Below are 19,340 nucleotides of genomic sequence, written 5' to 3'. Positions count from 1 at the left end.
CTATGAAGGATTTGGATTACCAGTTGTAGAAGCATTGCAAAATTGTAAACCTGTGGTTGCTAGTAATGGCGGTTCTTTACCTGAAGTTGGCGGTGATTTTTGTATATATTTCGATCCTAATCAACCAACAGAACTATACCAAGCTTTACAAAGGCTACTTGATTCAGACACTTACTACAATCATTTAGTAGATCGGATCACAAATGAGTATAAACCATTTTTATGGCGAGAATCTGCTGAAGAGTTTCTTGATCATTTGTGTAATTAAATTAATTAGCTTACTATAAAAAACTAGAAAATTGTTAGTCAATCTATCTTTTATTTCCACAAAACCTACGGGGATATCGACTTACGCGTTAAATCTTCTCCCGAATCTAAAATTTCCCCAACTAACATTACTCACTGCGGAGAATATTCCGAATTATGAATGTTACCCAATTCCATATAATTTAACACCAGACCAAGGTATAAAGGGGCATTTGCGCCGCTTATTGTGGACACAGTTGCAACTACCACAAATCTATAAAAACCTAAAATCTCGGCTGTTATTTTCCCCCTTAGCAGAAGCACCACTTTACAGCAACTGTCGTTTTGTAGTGATGTCTCATGACTTAATACCGTTGCGCTTTCCCAAACGGTTTTCGCCGTTAACACCTTACCATCGTTACTACATACCTCAAGTCCTCAAACAAGCGCAGCATATAATCTGTAATTCCCACGCTACAGCGCAGGATATGATGGACTTTTACCAAATTTCCGCCAGCAAAATTACGCCCATTCCTTTGGCTTATAATCGCCAACATTTTCGACCCTTTAAAGAAAAATTGGGAGGAAATCGGCGTTATTTCCTTTATATTGGCAGACATGATCCTTATAAGAATTTACATCGCCTGATAGCTGCTTTTGCGACGCTACGAAATAGGGGTGAGTATGAATTATGGTTAGCAGGCCCGATTGATTCGCGTTATACTCCAGCTTTACAAACGCAGGTTGCTGAATTGGGAATCACTGAACAAGTAAAGTTTCTCAACTATGTATCTTATAACGAATTACCAAAGATTATTAATAGTGCGATCGCTCTAGTTTTTGCGAGTCTGTGGGAAGGCTTTGGTTTGCCGATTCTGGAAGCTATGGCTTGTGGAACTCCGGTAATTACCTCTAACCTTTCTTCACTGCCAGAAGTAGCAGGGGAAGCAGCGATTTTAATCAATCCTCATAACACAGCAGAAATTACAGAGGCCATGCGGATTATAGCTGAGGATAGGGAAGTGCGATCGCACCTCTCCACTCAAGGTATAAAAAGAGCTAATCAATTCAGTTGGGAAAAAACCGGACTGGCTACCGCCGAAGTTTTATCACGCTATTTATGAATGCTAGGCTAAAGTAATCTGGCTCAAAACCTTACCAATAAATCCTATGGTTGTACAAACTCCCCCCCGGCAATATTCTGTAGAAGAATACCTAGCACATGAAGAAACTGCTGAGTACCGTAGCGAATACCGTAATGGGGAAATTTTACCAATGCCTGGAGGCTCGATTAATCATAACCGAATTATCCGCAACCTGAGCAGACTTTTAGAATTAAGCTTGCAAGAACAACCTTATGAAGTATTCCTGAGTGACTTGCGTTTATGGATTCCTAATTACCGAGAATACACATATCCTGATATTTTGATTATCAAAGATGAAGCTATATTCCAAGAAGGACGCACTGACACAGTGCTAAATCCTAGCATCATTTTTGAGGTACTTTCTAAATCTACTAGTAGTAGAGATAGAGGCGATAAATTTACTTATTATCGTTCCATCCCGGAACTCCAAGAATATATATTAATTGACCAATATCAAATTCACATTGAGCAGTTTAGTAAAACACCAGAAAGTAACTGGCTATTAAGAGAATCTGACAATAAAGACGGAGTTTTAACCTTAGCTTCCGCAAATTGCCAAATTCCCCATCGCCAGATTTACGAGAGAGTGCAATTTGAATCAGAGTAGATGTTTCCAGCAATTCTTAATTACGAATTACGAATTACGAACTACGAATTACGAATTACGGAGTTCCCACAGCCCCAGAGTAGACCAAACCCCGTTGCAAATCCAAAGTCACAATTGCTCCATCATGAATTACTTTTGTTGCTGTCTTCACACCCACAATCACAGGTACACCCAAACGTAAAGCAATGACTGCGGCGTGACTTGTGAGACTATCATCTTCAGTAATAATCCCGGCAGATTTCCGAATTGCCTCGACAAAATCGGCATCGGTGCAGGGTGCAACCAAAATATCTCCAGGATTAAAATTACTCACGTCCATACCAGTGTGAGCCACTCTAGCACGACCACTGACAGAACCTTGTCCCAAACCAATACCCTGTCCTAGAACAGCTGTAACAACTTCCACCTTTACCAAATCCGTTGATCCTGAAACACCTTGGAGTGTACCAGCAGTCATGACCACCAAATCACCTTCAGACAGATACTTATGCTCTTGCGCCACATTGATAGCTGCTTGAAATGTCTGCCCTGTGGACGGTAGCCCCAGTACTAATAAGGGTTTAACGCCCCAAACCATTTGTAACTGTCGTGCTACATTTACATGGGGTGTCACAGCCAAAATAGGCGTATGGGGACGAAATTTGGAGACATTACGGGCTGTAGCTCCTGTTTGCGTCAGGGTCATAATTGCCGCAGCTCCTAACTGTTCAGCAATTTGTCCCACGGCTTGACTAATGGCATTAGGAATAGAACGCCGATTATCACGCTTGGGGCGGACTACTGGATGCAGTACCTCTTCCTGCTCCATACGTTCGGCAATTCGTGCCATTGTTGCTACTGCTTCCACAGGAAAGTCACCCACAGCAGTTTCATTAGATAGCATCACGGCATCTGTCCCATCTAAAATGGCATTAGCTACGTCTGACACTTCCGCACGAGTGGGACGGGGGTTGCTTACCATGCTGTCTAACATTTGGGTAGCGGTGATGATGGGAATCCCTAAACGATTGGCGGCAGCAATGAGCCGCTTTTGCAGTACAGGGACATCTTCAGCCGGGAGTTCTACACCTAAGTCACCTCTAGCAACCATCACGCCATCACATAAAGCTAGAACTTCTTCCATTTGTTCAATAGCTTCATGTTTTTCAATTTTGGCAATTACTGGTACTTGCTTGCCGGTGCTAGAAATTAGCTCTTTAATTTCGATCATGTCCTGGGGGTTGCGGACAAAGGAAAGTGCTACCCAGTCTACACCTTGATCTAGACCAAATATGAGATCCTCACGGTCTTTGTCGGTCATGGCCTTGATGGACAGGTAAACACCGGGAAAGTTGACACCTTTGTTGTTAGACAACTTACCAGGCACTGTGACACGACAATGTAAATCGCCTTTGTCACGGTTAATATCTTCTACGAGCATTTCTACTCGTCCATCATCAAGGAGGATTTTCGCACCTACAGGTACTTCTTCTGCCAAATAGTCGTAGGTAACACAACTAATTTCTTGGGAACCGATAACTGGGCGATTTGTCAAGGTGAAGCGATCGCCTTTTGCTAAAATTATCGACCCATTTTCAAACTTACCTAAGCGAATTTTTGGCCCTTGCAAGTCTTGGAGAATTGCTACTGGCTGATTTAATTCAAAGGCTGTTTGCCGAATTAAGCGAATACTACGCTGATGGTCGGCATGAGTACCGTGGGAGAAGTTGAGCCGCAGTGTCGTTGCACCCGCTTCAATAATCGCCTTCAGCATTTCAGGGCTGCTGGTGGCAGGCCCAATTGTAGCAACAATTTTTGTCCGGCGTAGAGAGTCTCTTAATTGCATAGGGGCTGATTCTAGGGGGCTATCTCTATCTAGAGATTCATAGTAAGTTAAGGGGCGTTTCGTTTTCAGTCACTGCTATATCCATAACCAACAGAGGCAGAGGATGAATGGGGGGGTGAGAGTCACTTTGAGCAGCAATTATTTATTTTCCCCTGCTTAACATTTCCCAAGAGTTGTGAGATAGAGTAGATATCGTACACCAAACTTGGTTACATCCTGCATCAGAGAGATTTTTTGATCAACTCTTGGGTTTTTGCCTAGCACATCCTACTGATCAGCAAAAACTTATCTCTCGTCTGGAATCATAGCGCTATTCATCTCCTCTTCAGCAAAGATAAAGTTAAATATTGCTAAACAAAAGCTTACAAAAGTTTATGTTCGGCTCATTTTTATCGTATATTTGTAATGTTTGATCAAGGAAGGAGTTAAGAATGCTCACATTGGAGGCACAGAAGTCACTGAAAATACCGCCCAAGGAATTTTTAGCGCCTCCTGGTGATTTTAATCCTACACTGTTGCTGTTTCTATCCACAGTCACAATGTTGGTGTTATCTAACTTCGGTTACTGGCTATGGCAATGGCCAGACTGGTTGTGTTTTACTATTAACACCATTGCTTTACATTGTGCTGGCACTGTGATTCACGATGCTTGTCACCAGTCAGCCCATCGCAACCGCGTGATTAATGCCATGTTAGGGCATGGTAGCGCTTTGATATTAGCTTTTGCTTTTCCAGTATTTACACGGGTGCATTTACAGCATCATGCCCATGTGAATGACCCCAAAAACGACCCAGATCATTATGTCTCTACAGGGGGACCGTTATGGTTGATTGCGGTGCGTTTTTTGTACCATGAGGTGTTTTTCTTTCAAAGGCGACTGTGGCGGAAGTATGAACTATTAGAATGGTTTGTCAGCCGCTTAATTGTTGTGACAATTTTTTATATTTCGATTCAATATCACTTTTTAGGCTATATTCTCAATTTTTGGTTTATCCCGGCGTTTTTGGTGGGGATAGCATTAGGATTATTTTTTGATTATTTACCACATCGTCCGTTTGTAGAACGCGATCGCTGGAAAAATGCCCGTGTGTATCCTGGTAAACTGCTAAATATCCTCATTTTGGGTCAAAATTACCACCTCATCCATCATTTATGGCCTTCAATTCCCTGGTATAACTACCAACCTGCTTATTACGCCATGAAGCCGTTATTGGATGAAAAAGGTAGCCCTCAGACATCGGGGTTATTGCAGAAAAAAGACTTTTTTGAATTTGTGTATGACATCTTTGTAGGAATCAGATTTAATCGTCATCACGAATAGTTACAGAGTGGCGTTAGCGTAGCTGATTCTGTGTATCGTATCGCCTACTAATGGCAGAAACAAGAAAGCTACCTAACAAAAAAATAACCAATGGGAAGGTTCACATTCAACTGAGTGCGATCGCGGAAAAATTTCAAATTTTTGAATGTGTTTCCTGTGCCATCGCCCTGCGGCAATTCCTCATAGATCAAAAAGTTTCCGGTAAACAGATTAGCCTATCTACAGGGACTACAGAAGATCCCTTCTGTAACATTTATCATGAACGCCTCCAAGAAAACATTTCTATCAACGGAAGACATGAAGCGATCGCTGTAGAAATTGATGGACAGGAACTCATCTTTGACAACATCCACCCCGAAGGAATTTCCAGAGTAGACTGGATAAATAACCTTTACTGCCCCGTCCAAGATTTAGGCGGAAATTTCCAAATCACCGAAACTGAATTTTAAGCAGGAGAGAAAAATGTTTGATTTGTATGAACTAATCAGCAATATTCGGAAACGTCCTGCCATGTATTTGGGAGAACCTTCCATCTCGAACCTCCGCACTTTTTTAGCTGGTTATTGCTTTGCTCGTCGCCAGATGGGAACCCCGCAAACCTCACAAGAAAAGCATTTTTCCCAGTTTCAATCCTGGATTCAGCAGAAAGTTAATCGGACTTCCAATCAAACCTGGGATCAAATTATTTTATCTTGCTCACAGGATCAACAAACTGCTTTACAGACGTTTTTTAACCTGTTTGACGAATTTATCCAGACAGAAAATATCGATGAACTTAAATCGAATCAAACGCATAACCTGAAAGTAGCTTCAGGGACTCAAGAGTGAAAAAGATAGCGACAGCCAGATAATGTTACCTGACTGTTGTATAGCTGGTATTTCGTACTTGATCACAGCCAAATAGACTTGAGATTGACGCACTCTGGTCTAATTCAAATATCGGTGCAGAGATTTTGAGCGTAAATCACCTCAATATTGCTACCAAAATCTAATTTGTCTAAAGACTCGGCAAAAAACACAAAACCTTTGTATGCTGTGACATACTTATAGATTTTGGTGAAATACCCTTCACTCGTGATAATTACTAGTGGCTGCTCCATTTTGGAGAGAATGCTCAAAAAATCCTCTAACTTCACACAAACACCGGTTCCCCTCTCAGTAAACATTCTCCCACCAATGGCAGTATGTTGAGCAGCATCACCACTGTAATAGCTCATTTTGTACTAATTTTTACATATAATTTACAGCCGTATTTTAAACTTTTGACTTAACTACGTGCTGTGATGGTTGTAACGCCTGGGATAAACTCCAATCTGGACGTAATTTAGCAGCTTGGCGTAAATAAATATGATGAATGGATGTAGAGGCTGGGAGGTAAGCGTGAATAAGAAACCGAATACAACGCTGTAAGCTACCTTCGACGTGCATTTGCTGTACATCTAACATAGCTACATTATCCCAACCAGAACGCGATCGCGCGATCGCTGCCGGAAAAATTGCATCCAAATCCTTTGTCACCGAAAAAGTTACACTAATCATCTCCTCTGGCTGGAGTTGATTCCGTTGTTCTAATTCATCTATGAGTTCCGTTACCGCTTCTCCAATCGCTTCAATGGTGTTTTCGGAAACGGTTGTTGCTCCGCGAATCGCCCGCATTTGCCACTCCACGCCAAATCCTCCTTAATTAGTCATGAGTCATGAGTCATTGGTCAATAGTCTTGTATTAATGACCAATGACTGTTAATTTTTTATGGTCGATATAACCACAGTGGTAGACCACTGGTAGACATTTCAAACTCCAACCAATCAATTCCCGCTCCCAGCCCTGACGAAACCAGACGGCTTCCGGGTAGAACGCGACTCAATAAAGGTTTTCGTTCTTCTAGGGTATAGCAGGGTGCTTTATCCGGATCAAGACCCAGCATTTCAGCTGTCCAACAACGTGCATCTTCTTCGGTTCCTAGACGGTCTACAACGCCTAATTCTAAAGCTTGTTCTCCAGTAAAAATGCGCCCATCAGCGAAAGTCTTAACAGTTTCTACTTCCAAAGAACGCGCTTCAGCAATTGTGTACACAAACTGCTGATAACTGACATCAATCAACTCTTGTAGGATACTTTCTTCTGGTAAAGTCAGTTGACGATCAAATGCCAAAATATCTTTGTAAGGGCCAGACTTGATGACTTTGAAGGAAACACCAACTTTTTCCAACAAGCGTTCTAAGTTATTCCCTCGCAGAATTACGCCAATACTCCCGGTGATTGTACCAGGGTTAGCCATAATATGTTCGGCTCCCATACCAATGTAGACACCACCAGAAGCCGAAATATTACCAAAACTGGCGACAATTTTGATTTTCTTGCGTAACCTTTTCAGAGCGCTGTAGATTTCTTGTGAATCTCCAACTGTACCTCCGGGACTATCGATGCGTAAGAGTAAAGCCGGAAACTTTTTCTCTTCTACTGTTTTTAAGGCTTCTAAGACGCGCTTGCGAGTAGAACCACCAATCGCCCCAGTAATTTCAATCCGGGCAATTTGTTTACGAAATTTTGACTTGAAAGGCCAGACCATGAGCAGTTAAAAAACCTCTGTAATACACTCAATATAAATTGCCCACCACTTAAACGACCTACTTTGCTTTGTGCAAAACAATCAACCGTCATCATGCACTCTAAAATCTTAATTAAGTTTTTAGATTTCCTACGTATATTTATGGAAATATCGGGATAAACTGATTCAGTAGTATAACAAAAAATTCAAATATCATAATTTATGACTATTTTAGTAACTATTGATTATTTAATTAATATTTATTAAAAAAGCTTAGTGATATAAACTTAAAAATAGTCTTGTGTATCTAGGTAACAGATGGCATTGTCTTGATTTGTCAGTGAACACCCAAACAGGGGTTCTGATCAACTAAGAGTCGATACGTAAAATTTGATAACGGTAATAAGCATAAGTATCAAATAAAGCGCCGACGAAACTACAAGTCAAACTAATAATTACAAGTCCATGAAGAGGATGACCGCTACCAAAGATCGAGAGAAAATGCAGAATCCCAGTCGCGCTAGTCTCAGCAGCACCTTGTAAAGCCGGAAAGTGACCGATGAGGGGCAGAAAGAATAACACCCCACCGATTAAAGACATGGGAGCAATAAAGCTAAAAAATATAGTTAGCAGTAGAGATCGAAGGAAGTTGGTAAAAACAGACATTTACAGCAAGCTCCGTTGATAAAGTGAATAGTCGCCGAAAACTGAGATGTCATCTTCCAGAATACGGGCGATCGCTCCTCATCAGGCCATATGTCAAAAATCTTAAGTTTTCATTAAAAGAAATAGCACTCTGTTTAATCAGATAATTTGAGCATCAAACAGACTAAAATTATCTAAAACCCATATAAAACAAAGCTTTGGCTCGATAACATTTCGTAATAATGGGATAAAACCAAGATTTCAGCAACTTTACTTTCTGAGATGCACTTTAAATTAAGTTAATGTTTCACCAGGCAGAAGAGGCAGGGAGTAGAAGACAGTAACTTCCCAATAACCAATAACCAATAACCACTGACCAAAAGCAACCGACATCCGCTATTCTTAATGCAGTTACTGTGTTAGCTACAAAACATTGAGTGAGACTAAATCCAAATCCAGTTTAGGAGCATGGAGTCAGCGACTGCTGGCGGCGATTTTCCTGGGTGGACAAGTAATAGTTCACCTGTTAAGAGGAAAAATTAATTGGCGCAACACTGTAGAACAAATGGCAGCTGTTGGCCCAGATTCCCTATTTATTGCCCTATTAACGGCTGTGTTTGTGGGTGCAGTATTTACAATTCAGGTCGCGCGGGAGTTTATTAACTTTGGCGCTGGTAATCTTGTTGGCGGAGTGTTGGCGGTAGCATTGACACGAGAACTATCACCCGTGCTAACCGCAGTGGTCTTGGCCGGAAGAGTTGGTTCTGCCTTTGCCGCCGAAATAGGTACGATGCGAGTAACCGAACAAATTGATGCTTTATTTATCTTAAAAACAGATCCCATTGACTACCTCGTTATCCCTCGCCTGCTTGCTTGCTGCTTAATGCTGCCGATTTTAACCCTTCTGTCTTTGATAACTGGGATTCTAGGAGGATTATTGATTGCGACGAATATATATGGTATTGCCGATACTGTATTTTTAGATTCAGCTCGTAACCTTGTAGGCATTTGGGATATTCTGAGCGCTTTAATTAAGGCGTGCTGCTTTGGGTTGTTAATTGCCGTTATTGGTTGCAGTTGGGGTTTGACTACGAAGGGAGGAGCTAAAGGCGTGGGACAATCAACTACAACTGCTGTTGTTACTTCTTTGCTGATTATATTTACCAGCAACTTCTTTCTTTCATGGATAATGTTTCAGGGTACAGGTAGTGCATTGCTGCAAGGGTTTTAGGAGTGCTGAGTGAAAACTTATAACCCGTAACTCTTAAAATAGGATAGATGTCTAGTAAAAAACAGGAAGGGAAACTGTGACAAGTTCATTTGCGCCTAATTCCACATCAACTGTGGAACTCAAGCCTAGCTACAATATCCCTATCGTGTTGCTAGTTGCGGCTATTCCATTACTGATAGTGCAGCTTTGGGTAGGAGTAGTCATTGGATTGTTGGGTTTATTTCTTTTAATTCAAACTCGGACAATACGGTTACACTTTACCGCTACAGATTTAGATATTTACAGAGGTGAAAAATTACTGCGGCGCTTTCCTTACCAGGAATGGCAAAACTGGCGGATATTCTGGAATGGAATTCCCATCCTATTCTATTTTAAGGAAGTCAATAGCATTCACTTTTTACCAATTTTGTTTGACCCCAAAACCCTGAAAATTTGCTTAGAAGAACGTTGTCCACGTATCTAAGTAGCTTTCTAAATTCTGTTAGCGTAGCTCGTACTGAGTGGTTTTGAATTTAGACTATATTTTGCGACAGTTATTTATTTGCATCATAGGAATTGCATTATTGTTTATGAACCCAGAGGAATCTCAAACCCCAGAACAGATGGATGAGTGGTTGGAACAAATAGAAGCAGAAAAACCAAACCTGGAGAAGCCAGAAAACTCATCTGTAGAGTCAGTCCTGGAAGTAGAAGCGCCAACTTCATCACTTGATATACAACCAAATAACGTAAAACTTGAGCCAATCATCTCTCATCCAGCAGTGGCAAATTCTGCAACTGAGCCTACAGAAGAATCAACAGTAGAATTAGGAGTCCCGTTACCAGCAGAAACGCCTGTACTGGAGTCAGAAGATAATTCACTATCCGCCGCAGTTGAGGAAAGAGTCGCGGATTTACAACGTACTGAAGCAGCTTTGAAGGCGGAAATAGCTAACCTACAAGTGACTTACAAAACGCTTCAGGAACAAATAAGCGAAACTCAAACTTCACTGGGACGACTGGTACAAGAGTCGTTGGTGCAGTTAGAACAACGCAAACAAGCATTGCAAATTTCTGTAGAACAGCTAGAACGCCGTCAAGAACGCATTCGGAATGAAATGCGAACCACTTTTGCGGGAACATCCCAAGATTTAGCAATTCGGGTGCAGGGTTTTAAAGACTATCTCACTGGTAGTTTACAGGATTTGGCTATGTCAGCAGAGCAATTGCAACTAACTCCACCTGTAGTAGTAGAACGAGCTAAACCTTTAGCCCAAGAGGAGAAACCCGTCCAAGAACAGCCGGGAACACCGCAATTTGCCCAACAACAGTTTCAAGATACTACAAATAAAATTCGCCGCCTGATTGACCAATATCGCAGCAAACCTGATTATTATGGACCGGCTTGGCAACTGCGCCGGACTTTTGAACCTGTCCACGCTGAACGAGTTTCTGATTGGTTCTTCAGCCAAGGAGGACGGGGTGCTTTACGGAGTATGGGTAGCCGCTTGCAGAATATTCTCATTGCTTCGGCTGTGGCTTCGATATTACACCGCTTATATGGGAATCGCATCCGCACTTTGGTTTTAGCTAATACACCAGAACGTTTAGGTGAATGGCGGCGCGGTTTGCAGGACTGCTTAGGAATTGACCGTCCAGATTTTGGCCCAGATAGAGGCGTGGCTTTGTTTGAAACACCGGCAGCTTTGGCTCAAAAAGCAGACCGATTAGTAAAGGCTAATCAATTACCCTTCATTATTATTGATGATTCGGAAGAGCAAATCAGTTTAGCAATGCTGCAATTTCCTTTATGGTTGGCTTTTGCACCTGACCCTAAAGCAGTAAAGAATTACAATGATGATTTTTAATTCCTCACTGTTAACTGTTAACTGATAACTGATTGAATTATGGCTATTTGGCTCAGTTTATGTGGTGTGGCTTTGGTTGTAGCTTATCTATTGGGTTCTTTTCCCACTGGCTATATTGCGGGGAAGCTGTTACAGGGTATTGATATTCGCGAAGTTGGTTCGGGTTCAACGGGTGCAACTAATGTATTAAGGACTTTGGGGAAGGGTCCGGGAGCTTTTGTTTTAGTGATTGATTGCTTGAAGGGTGTTTTAGCGATCGCACTTATTTATTGGTTATTCTCTGTTGCTTCTGGTCAAAGTTTTATCCCCTCTACGGTAGATATTCCCATTTGGCAACCTGGGATGATTACTCTATCTGGTTTATTCGCTATTTTGGGACACAGTAAATCTATCTTTTTGGGATTTTCTGGTGGTAAGTCTGTGGCTACCAGTTTAGGAATTTTATTAGCGATGAATTGGCAGGTGGGTTTGGCTACAGCTGGTGTTTTTGCTGTGTTTATCGCTATATTCAGGATTGTATCATTGAGTTCGATTGCAGGTGCGATCGCTGTTCCTATTTTGATGATGCTTCTACAGCAACCGCTACCTTATATCCTGTTTGGTGTTGCTGGGGGATTGTATGTGATTTTACGCCATCGGACTAATATTGAGCGGATACTTGCTGGTGTGGAACCGAAAATTGGGCAGAAGTTAGCCACGGAAAAAACTGCTGATGGCTGATTCCTGCCTGTATGCCTTTGAGCCTGTTTTGCTCCCTAAATCCTCCTAGTTTGGGGGACTTTGAAAATTCTTGTTCCCCCATAATTGGGGGTTAGGGGCAATTCGATAGCTGTAGTCAGGACAGGTGCTGGGGTGAGTTTCTATATTTTATGAGATTCTTTTGCCTAATGGTACTTCTCTATCTGGTTGAATTAACACAACTTCGCCATTTTCAGTTACTACCCCTAAAACTAAAACTTCTGACATGAAATCGGCTATTTGTCTGGGTGGAAAGTTGGTAACGGCTAAGATTAATTTGTTTTTTAAATCTTCGGAATTATAAAGTTTAGTAATTTGGGCGCTAGATTTTTTAACGCCCAATTCACCAAGGTCTATCCACAGTTTATAAGCTGGTTTTCGTGCTTGAGGAAAATTTTTAACATCAATTATTCTGCCTACACGAATTTCTATTTTCTCAAAATCATCATAATTTATTTGTGTCATTTACCTGTGAGTTTCACTAGACCAATACCACCAAAGTACAGTCCTAAAACTGCTCCTGCTAACAGACTTTGGGTAAGGGGGTCAGTGGAAGGGGTGAGGACAGCACCTAAAACTACTGCTCCCATAATCACAAACCGCCAGCCAGCAATCATCGTTTTAGAAGAAACTATTCCCAAATTACCTAACAATAATTGGATAATCGGAATTTGAAATGCTAAACCAGTACTAAATAACAGTAGCAGCACAAATTCAAAGTATTTGTCAATCGACCAAAGTTGATCTACAACATCTTCACCGTAGCTAATGAAAAAATTCAAGGCTGCGGGAATTAGTAGCAAGTAGGCAAATACTAAACCGGCGACGAACAGCACGCTAGAACCCAAAACCACTGGCCCTAGTAAGCGGCGTTCCCGGCGAGTTAGTCCTGGAAGCAGGAACTGGATAATTTGGTACAGAATGAAGGGGCTAGAAAGTACCAAGCCACTGTAACCTGCGACTTTGATAGAGACAAAGAAATACTCTCCGGGTGCAAGTTGGAGAAATTTGACTCCCTGAGCTGGAATTTCCAATAACTTAACAATCGGCTTAACGGCGATGAAACAGCCAATAACACCAATTGCGACAGCAATCAGAGAATAAAAAATCCGTTGTCGTAACTCTTCTAGGTGGTCGAAAAGGGACATTTCGACTTCATCTGGTAACTCATTGAGAGGATCAATTTCTGAGTTGCCGTATTCCTCTTGGTCGAGATCAGGAGTAGTTACATCTTGTGAGGGTGTCATTAGTCAGCTCAATAGGCAACGTTTGTTAACTATTGTATCCGGGGAAGCTGCGACCAAACTATATTTTTGGCCGCATGAAGATTTTAGAGACTTTTTCAGATATAGCAATCGCCAAGGTACTGAGGACATGGCAAAGGGCTAAAATCCATTCACAGCAAGTATTTCAATTTTGACTTGTGCTTTACCTTTGGGGCAATTTTGGATGTGCCTCTGAATATCTTGCTACCTTAGCCGACATCTCAGGATTGTAAAGTCGCAGATAATTCCAGTAGTTACCAAATACTTGCCGCACGTAATTTTTCGTTTCATTAAAAGGAATGTCTTCCACAAAATCGTCTGGATCATTTTTACCAATAGTTCGCAACCATTTGGCGACGTTACCGGGGCCGGCATTGTAACTAGCGATCGCTAACATGGAGTTATTGTTATACCGTCGATGGGTATAGTCTAAATACCATGTCCCCAGATTAATATTTTCGTCGGGGTCTTCTAAATTAATGCTTTTGCTATCCAAATTTATTTGCGGCGCAATCCATTCACCTGTAGCGGGCATGACCTGCATTAAACCAGTCGCACCGACTACTGACTTAATTTTTGGCTCAAACATGGACTCTTGACGCATTAAGCCTGTAACTAGCAAAGGATTTAACTGCCGTTCAGCAGACCATTTTTTAATTTCCTGGCGATAGAGAAAAGGATAACGAGCTTTCCAGTATTTTTTCTGTTGGCTTAAAGCCTGATACTCGGCTTGTTCTTCTGGTGTTTCTCTGTCTTCTAATCGAGAAATCAGACTAATTGCTGAGAGATTTTGTCCCCTAACTAACCGCATTAGCCCTTCAGTAAATTGTTCAGCTACTGTCGGCTGGAGTTTATTCAAAAATTCTGTTTCCCATTGCAACCAAGCGTCATTATCTTCGCCCAGCAAATACAGTTCTTTGAAGGTGTCTGAACCGGCGGGAGGTACGGGACGTTGATTCGGAACTATTTCTGGTTGTAATTGGCGCAGGTTGTCAAAGTTGCCCACATTCAGCCCCAGGTAGACTGCCGAGCGCCAAGCATAATAAGAGTAAGGATAATGACTCAGTACATACTCATAAGCGGCTTTAGCTTCTTGTTGATTTCCTAATGTAGTAGCCCATTTGCCTACCCAAAAACCGGCTCTAGGAGCCAAAATACTATTAGGATTATCGGTAGCAATTGGTTGCGCCCATTGCCAAGCGCCTGCGTAATTTTGGGCTTTGGCTTGCTGGTTGGCTTTTTCCCAACGATACTCTGCGGCTTGATTAGAACTGCCGTATTTACTTAAAAGTAATTCCCAAGCCTGTTGAGCCGATTTTTGGTCGTTGAGTCCTTGGTAAATTTTGGCTTTTTCTACAACTGCTCTACTGGCTTCTTGAGGAAATTTCACAATTATTCTGTCAAGATAAGGTAAAGCACCTTGACGAGTTTTAGCCAATTCTGACAAGCGTAACAAAGCTAGTCCCGTTTCGTTGGCTTCAGGAAATTGCTGTACTAATTGATTATAAGTGGCGATCGCCTTTTCCCGTTCTTTACCTCCTATCTGTATGCCTCTGGCGGCGCGGTAAAGATTACGGGGTGTTGGGGGTGCTTTAATATATGCGTCACCAGCTTTGGCAAATTGATTATTTTCCCAATAGGCTGTGCCAACAATTTCCCATTCTTCGGGTTTGAGATTCGGCTCTTTTATTAACCGATCTAAAACGCCAACGATTCCGGCTTGATTATAGGCGTACTTTGCCAAAATTAACCGTAACTGTGGCTGATTGGGATTTTCTTGTAACCGCTTCTGAATAATTTCCCAGGTGAGGGGATGAGAAGGAAACTGCGCGATCGCTGTATCATGATGCTCTGGTAGGGCGATCATATATAGAGCTTTGGCTGTTCCTGCTGCTTCGGGATACTCTCTGAGTACTCTTTGTCTGAGATCAGAAGCTTTACCGCTTTCACCGAGAATATCTTCTGCCTGTGCCTGTTTCAGTAAAATGTAGGGGGCGAGACTGGGATAGCTTTTTTGTAATCCTTGGAGAAGACTTAAAGCCTTTTCCGCATCCCTAGACGCAATTAAATCACTCGCTAATAAATAACGGGCCCGTTCCCTGTCTGGTGAATTGGAACCATTAGCGATCGCTTCTAGTTTTTCTGCTCGTTCTGTTCTAGACTGTGATACTAGTGGAAATACGGTTGACTGAGTTTGATTAGCTGGAGATATTTGCTCAAACTGATTTCTAGCCAGGTTGAATCCTTGCCCTAAAAATTTGCCGATTTCAGGTGCTGATACCATTGCGCCTGCTGAAAAGGCAAACAGTGCTGCAAAAGCAATGAGAGAAATGTGTTTTTTCTGTAGTTTCTTCAGCATGAATATTCGCTGAGAAGTTCCGATAAATTTCTTGAAACTCTAGCATTCCTGGCGATGGGTGTAATCACTTTTTCCGTTTTTATTTTTAATTTATTGGAGAATAAAAACTGTTGCCAGTAATGAATTCTACTGCACACCCTTGACCCTGTGACATCTATCTTTGGTAGATGATATGAATTTTTTAGCTATCTTAGCCGAAAGTCACATACATTGCACCCAGTATGAGGGCATTAAATATTTTACCAATTTGCTGGCAAGAATATAATTTTTAGGATTTTCTAATTTTGTAGAGATGCGATTCATCGCGTCTACTATATCATGAGGAACAAACCACAAAGGACGCACGCGCGCAGCGATGTGTAGTACACAAAGGAAGAAGGAAGAAGGAAGAAGGAAGAAGGAAGAAGGAAGAAGGATTTTCCTATCATTCCAATTTATTCTCCCCTGCACCCTGCCCCCCGCCTCTTACCTTCTGGCTAATTCTGGGGTGCGTCCTTTTAAACCAATCATCAATTTCAACGCAAACACTTTTAACATCGGTATGCGTCGCATCATCCCTAAACCCAGGCGGCGAATTAATACCACTGGTAAAAAGTTATTGGAAAATACTCGATCTAATAAATCGGTGAAACCTAATATTGTCAGGTTCTCTACCTTGCGCCAGCGTTCATAGCGTTTGAGGATTTTGACATTGCCAATATCTTCACCTGCTTGATGTGCTGTTTGTATCACTTGCGCTAAAGCGGCTGCATCCCGAATCCCTAAATTTAAACCTTGTCCACCGACGGGATGACAATTGTGTGCCGCGTCACCAATTAAGGCTAATCTGGGGAGTACGTAGCGATCGCTTTGCATGAGTTGCACTGGAAAAATAAAGCGATCGCCTAATAATTCCAACTTACCCATTTGATTACCATAGCGGCGGCTGAGTTCTGCCAAAAATTCCTCGTCATCTAAGTCGCACAAAGCCTTAGCTTCTGCGTGGGGGGCTGTCCAAACGATACGGCAACGGTTCCCCGGCAGAGGTAAAATTGCAAAGGGTCCGCTAGTCCAAAATCGTTCGTAAGCAGTATTATTGTGTGGTTTTTCTGGCTTCACAAATGCTACAATGCAAGACTGCCAATATTTCCATCCAGAAGTTTTAATTCCCGCAGCTTCCCGAATGCGCGATTTTGAACCATCAGCAGCCACCACTAATTTACTGTGGACTGTCTGAATATCATCAGCAATTTTAATATCTATAGTCACAATATCCTGCTGATATTCTGTCTTTACCACCTCAGCCGGACAGAGATAAGTCACATTTGGACAGGTTTGGACAAACTCTTGCAAAGGCTGTAACAGTGCTTGGTGTTCCGCCACATAACCCAACTCTGGCGTACCGATATCGTCTGTAGCAAATTCCACCACATCAGGGTAATCAGCATCCGAAAGACGAACTTGGCAATATTTAGCGATTTGAGGCGATATTTCCTCCCAAATACCAATTCCTTGATAAATGAGAGCTGAAAGCATATGAATTGCATAAGCTTGTCCCTTCGCAACTGCGGCTGAAGCGACTCTAGCCTCAATTAGCAGAACACTTAAGCCAGAATCCTTCAAAGCCGAAGCCAAAGTTAAACCAATAATTCCACCGCCAACAATGACCAAATCATAATCATATCCCCGATGATCTGGCGGTGTTTGTGCAAGGGAAAAATTTTGATATAGCTGTGTGAGCGCCATTGTTAAGATAAATTAAGGCATCCTAACTCTTATTGTTACGCAAACTGCCAAAACCATGCAAGCGATGGTCACGCTATTGAGAGCAAATTAAGTAAATAAGGGACTGACAAACAAAAAAAACACTCAACCACCGAACGCAAAAACCTCTAAAACACTCATAACTCTGTGTCCTCTGTGCCTCTGTGGTTCGTTTATTTCCTGAAAGTCCCCAAATCAAAGATTGCTGTCATAAAAAAACTTAAACTTCAGGAAAATTACAGATGAAATTAATTACCGAACCATCCATTTCCGAGAAAATCCACAAAATGAAGCAAAGAGTAAGGTGGCTTCATCCCCAGATAGTCTCTCAGGGAATCGACCAAACCAGCATGGTAATTGATGATGGTAAAGAGGATAATCCGGAATTTTCCTTTATGGTGATTGGTGACACTGGGACAACATCTCTTTACGGATACCATCCCCAACGCAAAGTTGCCGAATTAATGCTTCCCCATAAAGATGATTGCCGTTTTGTCTTACACACTGGCGATGTAATTTATGCAGTGGGTTCCCATGAGTATTATGATAAAAACTTTATTCAACCTTATCGGGAATTTCTCGTCGGCGGAAACAAACCTGAAAATATTTCCTATGACCGGATGTTATTCAATCTGCCATTTTTAGCAGTACCCGGTAATCACGATTACTATGACGTGCCATTGATGTATCGTTTATTGACAGGAAGCACTCGGCCGTTACGTCGTTTACTGCGGTACAAAGACCTGGAAATTGGTTGGCATGGATCAAATAAAGGTGATGCTTATGCCAGAGCATTTCTTGACTATATAGGAGCGATCGCTTCCCCAAAACAATTACAAAATCATTTAGATCAACATTACACTGGTATAATTGACACGGGGCGTTGTTTGCGTTATCAACCTGGAAAATTCACCCGTTTACCCAACCGCTACTACACCTTTCGTTATGGCGGTATTGACTTTTTCGCCTTAGATTCCAACACCTTTAATACACCATCCCCCTTATCAAACACTCTCGAAGGGGAAATGAACCGTCGGGAATTACAACAGCGTCGCCAAGTCATAGACCAAGAAGAAGAACAGATTTTGGCAACCTGCGATCAACTCAACCCCGAAAAACCCACCGAAGCGGAACAACTCGATTATCTCAATGCCAAATTAGAGCAAATCAACGAAATTAAAATTGACATTGAAAAACAACTAGCATCCAACACCACAGACATTATAGATTTTGAACAACTGAATTGGTTAAAGAACCGACTCATAGAATCTTGGCACACTTCAGAAGTGCGGGGAAGAATTATCTTCTTTCATCATCCACCCTATGTCACAGAAGCCACAAAATGGAATCAAGCCCAAACCTTAGCAGTTCGCCATCGTCTACGCTGGGTATTTGAACAGGTAGCAGAAACCTTGGGTTTCCAAATCAAAGACCGTCCCATAGTCGATTTAATCTTCAACGGACACGCCCACTGCTTAGAACATATTCGCACAGATAACACAGGATACGCCGATTCTCATATTAACTGTATCATCTCCGGTGGCAGTGGTCATTATCCCCGCCGTCAACGTCGAGAAGGCAATGACTTAATAGAAGTTTTCACAGAACTTCCTGGTCGTCCCCCACGCAAAGTAGCCGAGTCCTTACTATTTGTTGGTCGCAACGGCAAAAACCCCCACAAGCATCTACCTTACTCCTGCGTAAAAATTGATGTTCAAGCTGGTACTCCACCCAAATTTATTGTCACACCCCTAGTAGCCGATCGCGTAGGCAAAGAATGGCACACTCCTCAAATTCAACCATTTGTAATTTAAAACC

At 42.0% G+C, this 19,340-nt stretch carries 20 protein-coding genes; 11 read left to right on the top strand and 9 right to left on the bottom strand.

Annotated elements, in window-relative coordinates; genetic code table 11:
• The 3 genes from VB654_RS06515 to VB654_RS06505 all read left to right on the top strand — a co-directional run.
• Positions 1 to 268: glycosyltransferase (locus tag VB654_RS06515; RefSeq protein WP_323212798.1), on the top strand; the 268-nt coding region annotated here is incomplete at its 5' end.
• 31 nt (positions 269 to 299) lie between these two features.
• On the top strand, positions 300 to 1,370 hold the full coding sequence (locus VB654_RS06510; protein ID WP_323212797.1) for a glycosyltransferase family 1 protein: 1,071 nt from the start codon (positions 300 to 302) through the stop codon (positions 1,368 to 1,370).
• Between the two features lie 46 nt (positions 1,371 to 1,416).
• On the top strand, positions 1,417 to 1,998 hold the full coding sequence (locus tag VB654_RS06505; RefSeq protein ID WP_323212796.1) for a Uma2 family endonuclease: 582 nt from the start codon (positions 1,417 to 1,419) through the stop codon (positions 1,996 to 1,998).
• 55 nt (positions 1,999 to 2,053) lie between these two features.
• Here the strand turns inward: VB654_RS06505 and pyk are convergent, their stop codons facing one another.
• Positions 2,054 to 3,823 (bottom strand): pyruvate kinase, encoded by a 1,770-nt coding sequence (gene pyk / locus VB654_RS06500; protein ID WP_323212794.1) that lies wholly within the window; start codon positions 3,821 to 3,823, stop codon positions 2,054 to 2,056.
• Positions 3,824 to 4,254: 431 nt separating this feature from the next.
• Between pyk and crtR the strand changes: the two genes are divergently transcribed.
• From crtR to VB654_RS06485, 3 genes are read left to right on the top strand one after another with little or no spacing between them, the layout of a single operon-like run.
• Entirely contained in the window at positions 4,255 to 5,145 is an 891-nt protein-coding gene (crtR, locus tag VB654_RS06495; RefSeq protein ID WP_323212792.1) for a beta-carotene hydroxylase, read from the top strand.
• Positions 5,146 to 5,195: 50 nt separating this feature from the next.
• A complete protein-coding gene (locus tag VB654_RS06490; protein WP_323212790.1) occupies positions 5,196 to 5,594 on the top strand; it encodes a papain fold toxin domain-containing protein in 399 nt (132 codons plus the stop codon).
• 13 nt (positions 5,595 to 5,607) lie between these two features.
• A complete protein-coding gene (locus VB654_RS06485; RefSeq protein WP_323212789.1) occupies positions 5,608 to 5,973 on the top strand; it encodes a hypothetical protein in 366 nt (121 codons plus the stop codon).
• A 104-nt stretch (positions 5,974 to 6,077) separates the two neighbouring features.
• Here the strand turns inward: VB654_RS06485 and VB654_RS06480 are convergent, their stop codons facing one another.
• The 4 genes from VB654_RS06480 to VB654_RS06465 form a co-directional block, all read right to left on the bottom strand.
• Positions 6,078 to 6,362: a hypothetical protein gene (locus VB654_RS06480; protein ID WP_323212788.1), complete on the bottom strand. Its 285-nt coding sequence runs from the start codon at positions 6,360 to 6,362 to the stop codon at positions 6,078 to 6,080.
• Positions 6,363 to 6,399: 37 nt separating this feature from the next.
• A complete protein-coding gene (gene aroH, locus VB654_RS06475) occupies positions 6,400 to 6,813 on the bottom strand; it encodes a chorismate mutase (RefSeq protein WP_323212787.1) in 414 nt (137 codons plus the stop codon).
• Positions 6,814 to 6,893: 80 nt separating this feature from the next.
• Complete coding sequence (sppA, locus tag VB654_RS06470) at positions 6,894 to 7,715, bottom strand: signal peptide peptidase SppA (protein WP_323212785.1); 822 nt, start codon at positions 7,713 to 7,715, stop codon at positions 6,894 to 6,896.
• Positions 7,716 to 8,063: 348 nt separating this feature from the next.
• The gene (locus VB654_RS06465; RefSeq protein ID WP_323212783.1) at positions 8,064 to 8,360 is read right to left on the bottom strand and encodes a hypothetical protein; all 297 of its coding nucleotides are present in this window, start codon (positions 8,358 to 8,360) and stop codon (positions 8,064 to 8,066) included.
• Positions 8,361 to 8,772: 412 nt separating this feature from the next.
• Between VB654_RS06465 and VB654_RS06460 the strand changes: the two genes are divergently transcribed.
• The 4 genes from VB654_RS06460 to plsY all read left to right on the top strand — a co-directional run bounded on the left by VB654_RS06460 (position 8,773) and on the right by plsY (position 12,137).
• Positions 8,773 to 9,570, top strand: coding sequence for an MlaE family lipid ABC transporter permease subunit (locus VB654_RS06460; RefSeq protein WP_323212782.1), 798 nt, complete (start codon positions 8,773 to 8,775; stop codon positions 9,568 to 9,570).
• A gap of 76 nt (positions 9,571 to 9,646) precedes the next feature.
• Positions 9,647 to 10,033 carry a DUF3119 family protein gene (locus tag VB654_RS06455; RefSeq protein ID WP_323212780.1) on the top strand — a complete coding sequence of 129 codons (387 nt, stop codon included), beginning with the start codon at positions 9,647 to 9,649 and terminating at the stop codon, positions 10,031 to 10,033.
• A gap of 106 nt (positions 10,034 to 10,139) precedes the next feature.
• Entirely contained in the window at positions 10,140 to 11,417 is a 1,278-nt protein-coding gene (locus VB654_RS06450) for a DUF3086 domain-containing protein (protein ID WP_323212779.1), read from the top strand.
• Between the two features lie 39 nt (positions 11,418 to 11,456).
• On the top strand, positions 11,457 to 12,137 hold the full coding sequence (gene plsY, locus VB654_RS06445) for a glycerol-3-phosphate 1-O-acyltransferase PlsY (protein WP_323212777.1): 681 nt from the start codon (positions 11,457 to 11,459) through the stop codon (positions 12,135 to 12,137).
• Between the two features lie 147 nt (positions 12,138 to 12,284).
• Here the strand turns inward: plsY and VB654_RS06440 are convergent, their stop codons facing one another.
• The 4 genes from VB654_RS06440 to VB654_RS06425 form a co-directional block, all read right to left on the bottom strand.
• The gene (locus VB654_RS06440; protein WP_323212776.1) at positions 12,285 to 12,620 is read right to left on the bottom strand and encodes a tRNA-binding protein; all 336 of its coding nucleotides are present in this window, start codon (positions 12,618 to 12,620) and stop codon (positions 12,285 to 12,287) included.
• Positions 12,617 to 13,402, bottom strand: a complete 786-nt coding sequence (tatC, locus tag VB654_RS06435) for a twin-arginine translocase subunit TatC (protein ID WP_323212775.1) — start codon at positions 13,400 to 13,402, stop codon at positions 12,617 to 12,619. Before tatC ends, VB654_RS06440 begins: the two co-directional genes overlap by 4 nt.
• 181 nt (positions 13,403 to 13,583) lie before the next feature.
• Positions 13,584 to 15,779 (bottom strand): transglycosylase SLT domain-containing protein, encoded by a 2,196-nt coding sequence (locus tag VB654_RS06430; RefSeq protein WP_323212773.1) that lies wholly within the window; start codon positions 15,777 to 15,779, stop codon positions 13,584 to 13,586.
• Positions 15,780 to 16,244: 465 nt separating this feature from the next.
• A complete protein-coding gene (locus tag VB654_RS06425; protein WP_323212771.1) occupies positions 16,245 to 17,504 on the bottom strand; it encodes an FAD-dependent hydroxylase in 1,260 nt (419 codons plus the stop codon).
• A 260-nt stretch (positions 17,505 to 17,764) separates the two neighbouring features.
• On the opposite strand from VB654_RS06425, the gene VB654_RS06420 reads away from it, so the two are divergent.
• A complete protein-coding gene (locus tag VB654_RS06420) occupies positions 17,765 to 19,336 on the top strand; it encodes a metallophosphoesterase family protein (protein WP_323212770.1) in 1,572 nt (523 codons plus the stop codon).
• The last annotated feature ends 4 nt before the right edge of the window (positions 19,337 to 19,340 follow it).

It is taken from the genome of Nodularia sp. UHCC 0506 (assembly GCF_034931045.1).
Lineage (GTDB): Bacteria > Cyanobacteriota > Cyanobacteriia > Cyanobacteriales > Nostocaceae > Nodularia.
The sequence above is the reverse complement of the archived record's forward strand: the minus strand, read 5'-3'. Positions and strand labels throughout refer to the sequence as shown.

Coding starts and splice junctions, on each gene's coding strand:
- VB654_RS06430 (WP_323212773.1), bottom strand. CDS start 15,779: ATGCTGAAGAAACTACAGAAAAAACACATTTCTCTCATTGCTTTTGCA.
- sppA (WP_323212785.1), bottom strand. CDS start 7,715: ATGGTCTGGCCTTTCAAGTCAAAATTTCGTAAACAAATTGCCCGGATT.
- VB654_RS06490 (WP_323212790.1), top strand. CDS start 5,196: ATGGCAGAAACAAGAAAGCTACCTAACAAAAAAATAACCAATGGGAAG.
- VB654_RS06505 (WP_323212796.1), top strand. CDS start 1,417: ATGGTTGTACAAACTCCCCCCCGGCAATATTCTGTAGAAGAATACCTA.
- VB654_RS06450 (WP_323212779.1), top strand. CDS start 10,140: ATGAACCCAGAGGAATCTCAAACCCCAGAACAGATGGATGAGTGGTTG.
- VB654_RS06440 (WP_323212776.1), bottom strand. CDS start 12,620: ATGACACAAATAAATTATGATGATTTTGAGAAAATAGAAATTCGTGTA.
- tatC (WP_323212775.1), bottom strand. CDS start 13,402: ATGACACCCTCACAAGATGTAACTACTCCTGATCTCGACCAAGAGGAA.
- VB654_RS06465 (WP_323212783.1), bottom strand. CDS start 8,360: ATGTCTGTTTTTACCAACTTCCTTCGATCTCTACTGCTAACTATATTT.
- crtR (WP_323212792.1), top strand. CDS start 4,255: ATGCTCACATTGGAGGCACAGAAGTCACTGAAAATACCGCCCAAGGAA.
- VB654_RS06420 (WP_323212770.1), top strand. CDS start 17,765: ATGAAATTAATTACCGAACCATCCATTTCCGAGAAAATCCACAAAATG.
- pyk (WP_323212794.1), bottom strand. CDS start 3,823: ATGCAATTAAGAGACTCTCTACGCCGGACAAAAATTGTTGCTACAATT.
- VB654_RS06425 (WP_323212771.1), bottom strand. CDS start 17,504: ATGGCGCTCACACAGCTATATCAAAATTTTTCCCTTGCACAAACACCG.
- VB654_RS06485 (WP_323212789.1), top strand. CDS start 5,608: ATGTTTGATTTGTATGAACTAATCAGCAATATTCGGAAACGTCCTGCC.
- VB654_RS06480 (WP_323212788.1), bottom strand. CDS start 6,362: ATGAGCTATTACAGTGGTGATGCTGCTCAACATACTGCCATTGGTGGG.
- plsY (WP_323212777.1), top strand. CDS start 11,457: ATGGCTATTTGGCTCAGTTTATGTGGTGTGGCTTTGGTTGTAGCTTAT.